The 12233-nt window shown below is 34.8% G+C and carries 7 protein-coding genes; all 7 read left to right on the top strand.

Features of this window, described 5'->3' with window-relative positions:
* The first annotated feature begins 51 nt into the window (after positions 1-51).
* The 7 genes from UH7x_RS06575 to UH7x_RS06545 all read left to right on the top strand — a co-directional run bounded on the left by UH7x_RS06575 (position 52) and on the right by UH7x_RS06545 (position 12134).
* The gene (locus UH7x_RS06575; protein ID WP_482362924.1) at positions 52-1482 is read left to right on the top strand and encodes a DUF1593 domain-containing protein; all 1431 of its coding nucleotides are present in this window, start codon (positions 52-54) and stop codon (positions 1480-1482) included.
* 319 nt (positions 1483-1801) lie between these two features.
* Positions 1802-3595 carry an alpha-L-fucosidase gene (locus UH7x_RS06570; protein WP_482362923.1) on the top strand — a complete coding sequence of 598 codons (1794 nt, stop codon included), beginning with the start codon at positions 1802-1804 and terminating at the stop codon, positions 3593-3595.
* 32 nt (positions 3596-3627) lie between these two features.
* Positions 3628-5046: a sulfatase-like hydrolase/transferase gene (locus tag UH7x_RS06565; RefSeq protein WP_482362922.1), complete on the top strand. Its 1419-nt coding sequence runs from the start codon at positions 3628-3630 to the stop codon at positions 5044-5046.
* A gap of 103 nt (positions 5047-5149) precedes the next feature.
* On the top strand, positions 5150-6577 hold the full coding sequence (locus UH7x_RS06560) for a sulfatase family protein (protein ID WP_482362921.1): 1428 nt from the start codon (positions 5150-5152) through the stop codon (positions 6575-6577).
* Positions 6578-6595: 18 nt separating this feature from the next.
* On the top strand, positions 6596-9415 hold the full coding sequence (locus UH7x_RS06555) for a right-handed parallel beta-helix repeat-containing protein (RefSeq protein ID WP_482362920.1): 2820 nt from the start codon (positions 6596-6598) through the stop codon (positions 9413-9415).
* 29 nt (positions 9416-9444) lie between these two features.
* Complete coding sequence (locus UH7x_RS06550; RefSeq protein WP_482362919.1) at positions 9445-10311, top strand: AraC family transcriptional regulator; 867 nt, start codon at positions 9445-9447, stop codon at positions 10309-10311.
* Positions 10312-10340: 29 nt separating this feature from the next.
* Entirely contained in the window at positions 10341-12134 is a 1794-nt protein-coding gene (locus UH7x_RS06545) for an arylsulfatase (protein ID WP_482362918.1), read from the top strand.
* Positions 12135-12233: the final 99 nt, after the last annotated feature.

The raw sequence follows: 12233 nt of genomic DNA, 5'->3' as shown, positions 1-12233 counted from the left end.
GAACAATGAATTTTATGCTTTTATATTTGAAAAGCAGTTAACGATATCTAAATGAAACAAAATTTTATTTACCACATTACTTTTGGACTAATGTTGTTGGCCAATATTGCATTTGTGTATAGTCAAGAACAGGAGAAAACTAGATTATTTGTTTTAACTGATATTGAAAATGAACCTGATGACGCTCAATCTTTGGTTCGATTATTATTGTATGCTAATCATTTTGAAATTGAAGGACTAGTTGCAACTACTTCAAATTGGATGCGAAATGAAGTTGCAGATTGGCGTATTCATGAAATAGTTGATGCATATGGTAAAGTAAGAGATAACTTAGAAATTCATGAAAAAGGATACCCTACCGCTAATGCACTCAAAAGCATTATCAAAAAAGGGCGATCTGAATTCGGTATGGATGGAGTTGGTAAAAATAAGGATACCGAAGGTTCCGATTGGCTAATAGCGGCTATAGAAAAAGTAGATACAAGACCTTTGTGGATTACTGCTTGGGGTGGAACTAATGTTTTGGCACAAGCGCTGTATAAATTGGAGCGTACTAAATCACCAGAAGAATTAGAAAAATTAATTTCAAAAATTCGAGTGTATGCAATATCCGATCAGGATAATACGGGCCCATGGATACGTAATAATTTTAAAAATGTATTTTATATCGTAAGTCCGGGTTATGAAGAAAACGGAGGTGGTCAATACCATTATGCTACTTGGCCAGGAATTTCGGGTGATAAGTTTCATGGTAGATTTGATGGCCCGGATTTTACTTTAGTTGATAATCCTTGGTTAGATGAAAATATTAGAAAAAATCATGGTCCTTTAGGAGCGGAACATCCGCATACCGAGTATTTAATGGAAGGTGATACGCCATCCTTTTTAGGATTAGTCCACAATGGTCTTAATGATTTTGAACATCCCGATTATGGAAGTTGGGGTGGTAGATATGAATTATACATTCCGCAATATAAAAAGTACATGTATGAACCTGAACTTAGACCAATTTGGACGAATGCAGAAGATGAAGTTTATAGTGGCATAACAAAACGACACCATACGAGTCAGCATGCAACTATTTGGCGCTGGCGATCAGCTTACCAAAATGATTTTGCTGCGAGAATTGATTGGAGTAATACAGAAGATTATAAAAAAGCAAATCACCCTCCAAAAGTGAAACTTACACATGATAATGTTTTAGGGGTAAAATCTGGTGACCAAGTGATTTTAAATGGCTCTGCCACTATAGATCCTGATGGCGATAAGCTTCAATTTAATTGGATTGCTTACGGTGAACCCGGCACTTTAAAAGGTCATCTTATAGAATTAGAAGTTGCTAAAAATGGAAAATCGGTTTCTTTTATAGCACCAAAAGTTGAAAAAAGTAAATCCACCCATTTCATTCTTGAAGTTACGGATAATGGTGTGCCTGCCTTAACTAGATATCAAAGAGTTATTGTAAATATAGTTGCTGAATAAATAATTATTGTCTCTCAAAATTATGAATTAGTAAAATTTCACCTGCTTTTTGCACCTAAAATCATTCAAATTCTCACCTGATGCAAAAATAGTATCACATTTGGTTTATTAATAGGTGGCTTTCATCTTTTCGATAATATAGATTTGTTTGATGTAGCATTGATGTGATTTATAAATCATTAGCAGTTTAAATAAATACTTGTTTGGTACCTCTAAATTTAAACTTAGTATTCGCCTCCAATTGCCGAAATGGTGAAGGTGAAAAGTGGTAAGGAAACTGCACATAGAAATTGTTGAATCAATACACCATATATTGAAAATGAGAATGTTAAAAAAGATACTCGTATTTACATTTATAATGCTTGTTGGTTTTCTAAAGGCGCAAGATGATGAGCCTAAAGGCATGGATGAAATGTGGGGAAATCAAAAAAAGCAAGGAATAAAGGCTCCTGAATCTCGGACAGCACTATTTGATAATGGTAATTATGCCATGTTTATTCATTGGGGTCTGTATTCTAATATTGGAAATAAGTGGAAGGATTCTACTTATTATGGTATTAGTGAATGGATAATGAACCCCAGAAGAGCTGGAATTCCAGTTGAAGAATATAAGGCAGAAGCTAAAAATTTTAATCCTGTAAATTTTGACGCTCAAGCAATTGCACAATTAGCGAAGGATGCAGGTATGAAATATATTGTAATTACAAGTAAACATCATGACGGTTTTGCTATGTACAACTCAAAAAGCAATGATTTTAATATTGTAAAAGCAACCCCATTTGCAAGAGACCCGATGAAAGAATTGGCAAAAGCGTGTAAGAGTCTGGGATTGGGATTTGGGTTCTATTATTCTCATAATCAAGATTGGACATACCCCGGAGGTAATGGAGGGCCTAAATTAAATGAAAAAGGAAAAGAAGTAGGGTTTGATTATTACTTCAAAAAGAAATGTCTACCTCAGGTGAAAGAAATTGTTACGGAATACGGAGATATTGCCATGGTATGGTTTGATACGCCCGGAGACATGGAAAAAAAGTATGTCGAAGAATTGGTACAGGTGGTTCGTAAACATCAACCAAATGCTATGATTTCTGGTCGTGCAGGTCATGGTTTGGGTGATTATCAGTCATTAGGCGATATGAATATTCCTCTTAAAAATATTGATGGATTATGGGAAACCGTAGATGTTACTAACGACTCTTGGGGTTATGCTTGGTATGATCAAAATTGGAAAAGCCCAAAACGGATATTGAAAAGTGTAATTTCTACAGTAGCTCGTGGCGGTACATATATGTTAAATGTAGGTCCTGCACCAGATGGTACTATACCTAATGAAGCAGTAAAATCTCTTAAAGCTTCTGGAGAATGGATTAGTAGATATCCTCAGGTAATTTATAATGCTAACGCTTCACCTTGGAGGCATGCCTTGCCTTGGGGTGATGTAACAATATCTAAAGACGGCAAATTAAATTTATGTGTTTATAAATGGCCATTGGATGGTAAGTTATGGCTGCCAGGATTAAAAAATAATATCAATACCGCTAAATTATTGGTTAATGGGGAGAAGTTGAGTCTGGAGCTAGAAAAAAGCGGTAATTGGGTGAGTATTAATTTGCCAGTTAGAAGACCAGAGCAATCGGTTTCTGTAATTGAGGTTGCTGTTGATGGTGCATTGGCAGTTATACCTGCAAATTATATAGATCCAGTATTTTCTACCGCATTACCAGTAGATTTTGCAAGTGCAAAAGAATGCACCATTGCAGAAAAAAAATGGATGGAAAAATTTGGAGAATGGAAACATATAGAGCAAGCTGAAAATTGGACAAACAAAAGCGAAGTCACTTGGGATATAGAAATTAAAGATTCAGGTAGTTATCAAATAGATTTAAATTATACTGGTGAAGGTCGACTAGTATGGAAAATTAAATCAGATGAAGGTGAAGTAGTGCAAAATGAACAAAATTCATCAAGTGTTTACCAATATTACGAAATGGGCCTACTTAAATTTAAGAAACCAGGAAATCACTCTTTAACGATAACTCTTGTAAATGGAAATAGTAATAGTGCAAGTCTTAAGGAAATAAGACTTACCCCTGCAATTAGTATGGAGTAGGTTCAATTTCATTATAGTTTATTAATACCATTATGAAAATTAGTAATTTAAAAAAGAGATTCTTAAATCCATTAGCGATTCTTTTGCTGTTAGTTTCTTGCGGTGAAAAACAAGCGAAGATAGCACCGAAAAATGATGAGGTAGTTGAAAAAGTTTTACCTAATATCATATTTATTTTCGCTGATGATTGGGGTTATACAGATTTGGGAATACATGGGAGCACCTTTTGCAAAACTCCTAGCCTTGATCAAATGGCCGCTGAGGGCATAGATTTTCAAAATTTTTCTGTAGTTAATCCAGTATGTTCTCCCAGTAGGGTAGCAGTTATGACGGGTCAGTTTCCTGCGCGCCATAGTGTGCATGGTCATTTTGCTTCTGTTGAGTCGCATGTAAAAAGAAATATGCCAGACTGGTTAAACCCGAGAGCTCCTATGCTGCCAAGAATGTTGAAAGAAGCAGGTTATACTACAGCACATTATGGTAAATGGCATTTATCAAATACGCATGTCGAAGACGGACCTTCTCCTATAGCATATGGATATGACGATTATGGAGCATTTAATCTGCCAAGTAGTTTACACCAAATGCAAGCCGATTCTACCTTGTATAAAACTATTGAGTTTGTAAAGAAAAATAAAGAAAAACCATTTTTTGTAAATGCATGGATTCATGCCACTCACACACCACATTATCCTAAAGAAAAATATTTAAAGCAATTTGCGTATTTAAGTGAGCAACAACAAGTTTATGCCGCGGTTATAGCGGAATACGACGCACGTATTGGTGAACTGTTTAAAACTTTAAAAGATTTGGGTATTGATGAAAATACCTTAGTTATTTTTTCATCTGATAATGGGCCAGAAATAACAGGAGAAAGTAAAACAATAGATGATAATTCTACAGGCCCTGGCATGGGAACGTACTATTCTGTTGGTGAAGCAAATGGGTTAAAAGGTCGTAAACGTTCACTCTTTGCAGGAGGTGTGCGCATCCCTTTTTTAGTGAGATGGCCAGGTAAAACGCCAGCGGGGGTAGTAAATAAAACTACGGCGCTTGCTACTGTAGATTTACTGCCTACATTTTTAGAACTAGCTCAGACTAATTTACCAAAAGACTATGTGTCGGATGGAATTAGTATTGTACCAGCCATTTTTGGTGATGAACTCAATAGAAATAAACCTATTTTTTGGGACTGGCGTTTTTCTAGTAGCCGACCAAATTTTTGGCCTAGCGCCTCGATTCAAGAAAACAATTGGAAACTTCTAACCAATAGTGAAATGGGTAGAACAGAATTATATAATCTCACTATCGATTGGGCTGAAGAAGAAGATGTAGCAGGGGGGAATCCAGAAAAAGTAAAAGAACTTTTAGGTAAAATAAAAGGATTTCAAAAAACATTACCTGACAACCCGCTAGAGAATAGTTTTTCAAGAACTAGACAAAATCTTTAGTTAAAATAGCGTCCAGTACTGGAAAGATTTAATCAAACCAAAAGGAAAATAGAACATTATGAAAATGCATTTTAGACCTTACCTATATTTAATTTTAGTTTTGATGATTGTGTCATCCTGTAAAGACAAGGAAGAAAAGGTTGTAACCAAAAAACGACCAAATTTTTTGTTTGTTTTGGTTGATGACCAGTCACCATTCGATTTGAAAACGTATGACCCGGAATCAATTTTAGAAACACCTAATATTACTAAGCTTGCAAACGAAGGAATTGTCTTTGAAAGTGCACGACATATGGGTTCCTGGTCTGGTGCGGTTTGTACACCATCAAGACATATGATAATGACAGGTCGTACAGTATGGCATTTGCCCTCTAGAGGAGATTTTGTAAATCAGAATAATCCTGTGGGCTTAGAAAAGCAATCTATGGGCGCAGTATTTAATAATGCTGGCTATAGTACTATGCGTACTTGCAAAAAGGGTAATTCATATCCTGCCGCTAATGAACAATTCACCATTGTACACGATGCTACCAAAAGAGGCGGTACGGAAGAAACTGGTAGTGCTTGGCACGGAAAACAAGTATTGACTTACCTAGATGAACGCGAAAATAAGGCAGATGAAAATCCCTTTTTAATCTATTTTGGTTTTTCACATCCTCATGACACAAGAGATGGTACGCCAGAGCTTTTAGCTAAATATGGGGCAACAAATCATATCGATACATTAAGCCTTCCTCCTGCAAATGATAAACAACCTCCTTTACAAGATAATTATTTAGAGGCACATCCTTTTTTTCATGGTCATCCTAAACTACGTGATGAAGAAAGGGTAAGCGGTGTATGGAAAAATAGAGATGAACAAACAGTAAGAAATGAGTTAGGTAGAGAATATGCTTGTTCAGAAAATATAGATATTCAGTTGGGCAAGGTTCTAAAAAAATTAGAAGCTATGGGTGAGTTAGACAATACCTATATTATTTATACTTCTGATCATGGAATGTCTATTGGTAGACACGGTTTAATGGGAAAACAAAACTTGTACGAACATACTTGGCGCGTTCCATTTATTGTTAATGGCCCAGGAATCGAAGCAGGAAAAAGAGTAGAGGGTAATATTTACTTGTTAGACATTTTGCCAACGCTTGTTGATTTGGCTGGTATAGAAATGCCAAATACTGTGGAAGGCAAAAGTTTTAAACCTATTATAAATGGGGAAAAGGATAAAATTCGCGATGTAATGTATGGTGTTTATGCTGGTGGTACAAAACCTGGAATGCGGACGGTTAAAAAAGGAGATTGGAAACTTATTAAATATGATATGATGGATGGCGCTGTTCGTGAAACACAACTTTTTAACTTGGCAGAAAATCCTCATGAGTATGTAAAAGAACATAAAAAGGATTCGGAGTTGCAAACTAATTTAGCGGATAATCCCGATTATAGCGAAAAACTAGCCGAAATGGAAGCGCTATTATTAGCGGAAATGGAATCGCATGATGATCCTTATCGCCTTTGGAATCAATCGAAATAGAACCTTTGTTAATAGTATATGAAACTAGTATTTAAAATAGTTTTACTTTTTGTTTTCATCTTTTCTACATCAATATATAGTGCAGAAGAAATTTATATTTCAGTAGAAGGTAATGATGAAAATGCGGGTACAAAAGATTCTCCCTTTGCTTCATTCAGTAGAGCTGTCGAAGTTTTGAAAGAATTTGCTGGAAAAGAAACAATAACGGTTTGGTTTGCTGAAGGAACCTATTATTTAGAGGAAACAATTGTATTGGATGCTAAATGCTCGGGCACAGCAGAATATCCAATACTTTTTTCTAGTCTGCCTGGTGCTGAGGTTGTCGTAAAAGGATCTCAACTTTTAGATGATTTAAAATGGAAATTACATAAAGAAGGGATATATGTTACAAAGGTGCCGTCAAGTACAAGTTTTGATCAGTTATTTGTAAATGGAGTTAAACAAGTGCGTTCACGTTTTCCAGATTTTGATTACGAAAACCCATTGCGTGGTGGAAAAGGTTATTTGCAAGTATCCGGTGGTACAGATCGTAGATATGATGAATGGATAACATTTAAACCGGAAGATTTTAAGAATAAAAATTGGAAGAAGCCTGAAACCGGGATTCTTCATGCTTTTCAAAGTCATAATTGGGGTAACATGCAATACCGAATTAAAGATTTTGATAAAAAAGAAAGCAAGATACATTTGGGCGAAGGTGGCTGGCAATTACAACGTGCGTATGGTGTTGGTGGTAAAGACCAACATGCTTCTTGGTTTTTTATAGATAATATCTTTGAGGAACTTACAGCAACCGGAGAATGGTTTTTAGATGAAGAAAAACAACTACTTTATTATTATCCTGAAGAAACACTTGATTTAAATACTGTAATAGTAGAAGTTCCAGTGCTTAAAGATTTAATTCAAATAAAAGGAGATCGAGAAAATTCTGTAAAATATATTTCTATAAGAGGAATTGATTTTACTCATAGTACCACCACTTTTATGGAAGTTTATGAGCCAGTAGCTCGTGGTGATTGGGCTATACATCGTGGAGGAGCGATTTTTTTGGAAGGAGCAGAAAATTGTACTATTACCGATGCGAATTTTCAATATTTAGGAGGAAATGGTGTTTTTATGAGTTCGTATAATCGTAATAATACAGTTTCAGATTGTCGCTTTTATCATATTGGGGAAAGTGCAGTTGCCTTAGTTGGGTCACCAGATGCAGTACGCTTTTATCAAACCTGGGATGATAAAGAAATTCACGGAAAAGATTGGGCAGAAATGCGAAAAAATATGGATTTGAAACCAGGTCCGAAATCACCAGACTATCCTAAAGACTGTATAGTGGAAAATAATATTATGCATGATTTTGGAGATTATGGTAAACAAGTAGCAGGTGTGTATATCTCTATGAGCCACAAAATTACAGCGACATATAATACAATTTATAATTGTCCAAGAGCGGGAATATGTATTAATGATGGAACATGGGGCGGACACATTATAGAACATAATGATATTTGGGAAACGGTACGAGAAACCGGTGAACATGGTCCTTTTAATTCTTGGGGTCGCGAACGTCAATGGCTAGGAGCGGGAGGTAATGCTGATACGGATTTTATCAAAGAATATGTGAAGTTAGATGCCATAGATCCCGTAATCATTAGAAATAATAGAATTGCTAATTATAGAAAATCGATTAGTGCAGGAAATTGGACAATTGATTTGGACGATGGGTCCAGTTTCTACGAAATATATAATAATTTAAACCTAGGCTCTACCATAAAACTTAGGGATGGTATGTTTCGAAAAGTGTTCAATAATATAACAGTAAGTGCTGTTCCGTTAGGTTGGCACGTATGGCCCAGAGCATCGGAAGATGAAGTGTATGAAAATATATTTGTTATTGCTGGCAAAGTGCCAGGTAAAGAGGCGCCAACCGATATCTTTATAAGGCCTATTCGAATGACAGATCAATCAAAATGGAGTAATAATTATGATAATAATTTATACTGGAATGTAAATTTCCCGGAGAATAATCAGATTAGCCAAGAGAATAATTTTGAGCAATGGAAAGCAGAAGGATATGATCAAAATTCTAAAATTGATAAACCTTTATTTGTTGACCCAAAAAATGGAGATTATAGTGTGACCGAAAATTCACCTGCATTGCAGTTGGGGTTTAAAAATTTTCCAATGAACAATTTTGGTCATCAAATGACTAGAGCAATTCCTTTTGGGAGTGAATTTGAAGATGAAATTGAAATTAAACTTATTTCAGATAGTAGATTAAGTAAAACTGGAAGTATTCGTTATACCACCGATGGATCGGAACCAACAATTAATTCAATGACATATTCACAACCTTTAAGATTTGAAAAATCGGTTATTTTGAAATTTCGTAATTTCAATACAGATGGGAACGCAATAGGGTTTGTTAATACTCAAGAATATAAAAAAGTGAATGAGAAAACCTATCCTAGTTGGTTAGGGACCTTGATTACTGGTAGCTACGAGGGCTCAAAGGAAATAATTGATAAGAAACCGGTTGATGTAGTTGAAATTTATGGTGCTTCTATAATTAATATTGCGGAAGACCCTGATTTAATTGATGCATCAGGAGGATATAATACAGGATGTTTTATTAAATCTATTGATTCTAAATTAGGTAGCAATTGGGTAAATGCTGGATTGGTAAACGGATGGGTTATTCAAGCGGTAAACAATCAAAAAGTCACCGACATAAATGCTTTAATTAGTCAGTTAAATAAATATAAGGGGAGTACAGTGAAATTACGAGCTGTTCGTAATTATAAGGAAAAGGTTTTTAGCCTTCCAATCAATGTGCAGTAGAATAGGAATACGAATTTAAATATTTGTGTATGAAACTTCATTTATTAAATAGATCCAGTGTTGTTAATGAATCGTATCGTGTTTCTCATAATCGGTATGCAAATTTTCTAAGAGTATGGCACTATCATCCAGAATTTGAACTTGTTCTTATTCTTCAGAGTACTGGTACTCGGTTTGTTGGAGATAGCATTACAAAGTTTAAAGAAGGAGAATTAGTTCTTATTGGTAAAGATGTACCACATATGTGGCTTAACGATGAAGTTTATTTTGAAGAGAATAGTGAGATGCAAGCTGAAGCTATAGCTATTCACTTTAAAGAAGATTTCTTGGGGAAAGATTTTTTTAATATTCCTGAGATGAAAATAATCTCGACTTTTTTAAATCAGGCAAGTCGTGGAATTAAGTTTACAAACATCGATGCTTCTATATTTAATGAGATTATTAACCTAGAGGGCCATAACTCAACAACTAGAATTTTCAAATTAATTGAAATTCTATTTCTCTTGTCAAAGCATTCTGATTATGAATTTTTGTCGAGCAGTAGTTTTGTAAATTCTTTTCATAAAACTGAAAATAGGAGATTAGATAAGATTTATGAATTTGTATTTGAAAATTTCAACAACCCAATAAGTTCTTGCGATGTTGCTGATATTGCTGATATGAATAAATCTGCATTTAGTCGGTTTTTTAAGAAAACACATAAAAAATCTTTCACTACTTATTTAAATGAAATTAGAGTGGGTTACGCATGTAAATTACTTTTAGAGAATAAAGAAAGTATTACATCCATTGCATACATGTCGGGCTTTAATAATATTTCAAATTTTAATAGACAGTTTAAAACAGTTCATGGAGCATCTCCTTCTTCTTATTTAAAAAACCATAAATCAAAATAATATATTTTAATTAGCAAAAACCTTCAAAAATGTCAATCAATAATATTTTCAAAAAGTATTTTTTCTTCTTCTTTCTATCTGTTTTTATTACTGTTGGGTATGCGCAAACAGCGTCAAAAACCAAACCAAATATTATTGTTGTAATAACAGACGATCAAGGAATGGGCGATTTGGGTTGCTATGGTAACCCACACATAAAAACACCCAATATAGACGAATTTTATAAAGATGCTGTGCGCTTTACTAATTACCATGTCTCAACTACTTGTGCGCCTAGTAGGGGTGCGATAATGACTGGTAGGCATACCAATAGATTAAACGTTTTTCATACCATCGCGGGGCGTTCTCTTCTTTTAGAGGATGAAGTATTGTTGCCTCAGATATTTGCGCAAAATGGTTATACCAATGGCATGTTTGGGAAATGGCATTTAGGTGATAATTATCCTTTTAGACCAGAAGATAGAGGTTTTCATGAAGTAGTTCGACATGGTGGAGGTGGGATTACTCAAGGTCCAGATTTTTGGGGGAATGATTATTTCGATGATACGTATTGGCATAATGGAAAAACAGAAAATTATAAAGGATACTGTACGGATGTATTCTTTTCTGAAGCCTTGAATTTTATCGAAACAAATAAGGATAATCCATTTTTCTGCTATATCGCCACCAATGCACCGCATGGCCCACTAAATGTCCCTGAGGAATACATGAATATGTATAAAGGAGTAAAAGGACTTGAAGAGCGCTTCCAGAGGTTCTATGGAATGATTACTAATATTGATGATAACTTTAAGCTTTTAGAAGATAAATTGAACGCTTTAAATATTGCCGATAATACCATTTTGATATTTACAACTGATAACGGAACAGCAGGAGGTAATGTTGTTTTTGATGCAGGTTTAAGGGGAGCAAAAGGAAGTGAATATGAAGGAGGACATCGTGTGCCATTATTTATTCGTTGGCCCGATGGTAAACTTACAGGTGGTAAGGATATTGATAAGTTGGTTGCACATTATGATTTGTTACCCACATTTGTAGATTTGCTAGGATTAGATTTTAACCCTGTAAAACCTTTAGATGGAAAAAGTTTAAAACCACTACTCGATGAAGAAGTTGTTGATTGGCCAAATCGTGTTTTGTATATGGATACCCAACGCTTACAAAATTTAGTGAAATACAGAAAGTATTCTGTTATGGATAATGACTGGAGATTAGTAAATGGAAATGAATTATATAATATGAACTTGGATCGTAGTCAAACAACTAACGTTTTTGATAAACACCCAGGAGTTGTAGAAAAACTTGCATTAGGTTACGAAAAATGGTGGCAATCTATAATTGACGAAGGTGCTGATGAACGTTTTGCATTTATTAAAGTTGGTTCTCCACAAGAGAACCCGAGTAGAATATCTTCGCATGATTTAATGACTGGTAAATTTAATGGAGTCTGGCACCAACATGGTGCAACGAGATCATTGCAGGCTACCGGAAGATGGAAAATTGAAGTGGTAGAAGATGGAGATTATAAAATAAGTTTATGTCGATTTCCAAGAGAGAGTGGATTTGCAATAAATGAGACTTTTCCAGCGCAGAAAAAAAGAGTTGAGTTAGATCAAATTATGCCAGCTAGTATAAAATCTGATTTTGAAACAGCCTATCTCTATATTGCAGATTTAGAAAAAACTGCTAAAATTGAGAAAGGTCAAAAAGAAGTGTCTTTTACTGCAAAAATTTCAGCAGGCAAATATGATATGGAAGCACAGTTAATTGATGCTGCTAATAAAGTACATCCGGCTTATTATGTATACATAGAAAAGTTATAGCATATATTTTAGTCTTAGTTCCACATAAAATTAATACTTTTTACTGGGTATGAAATGATACAATAGGCTCAAAAACGAATGTCGTTTTTGAGTTAAAAA

It is taken from the genome of Aurantibacter sp. UH7, from assembly GCF_056839165.1.
Note: the sequence above shows the minus strand (reverse complement) of the source record. Positions and strands in the feature narration are given on the sequence as shown.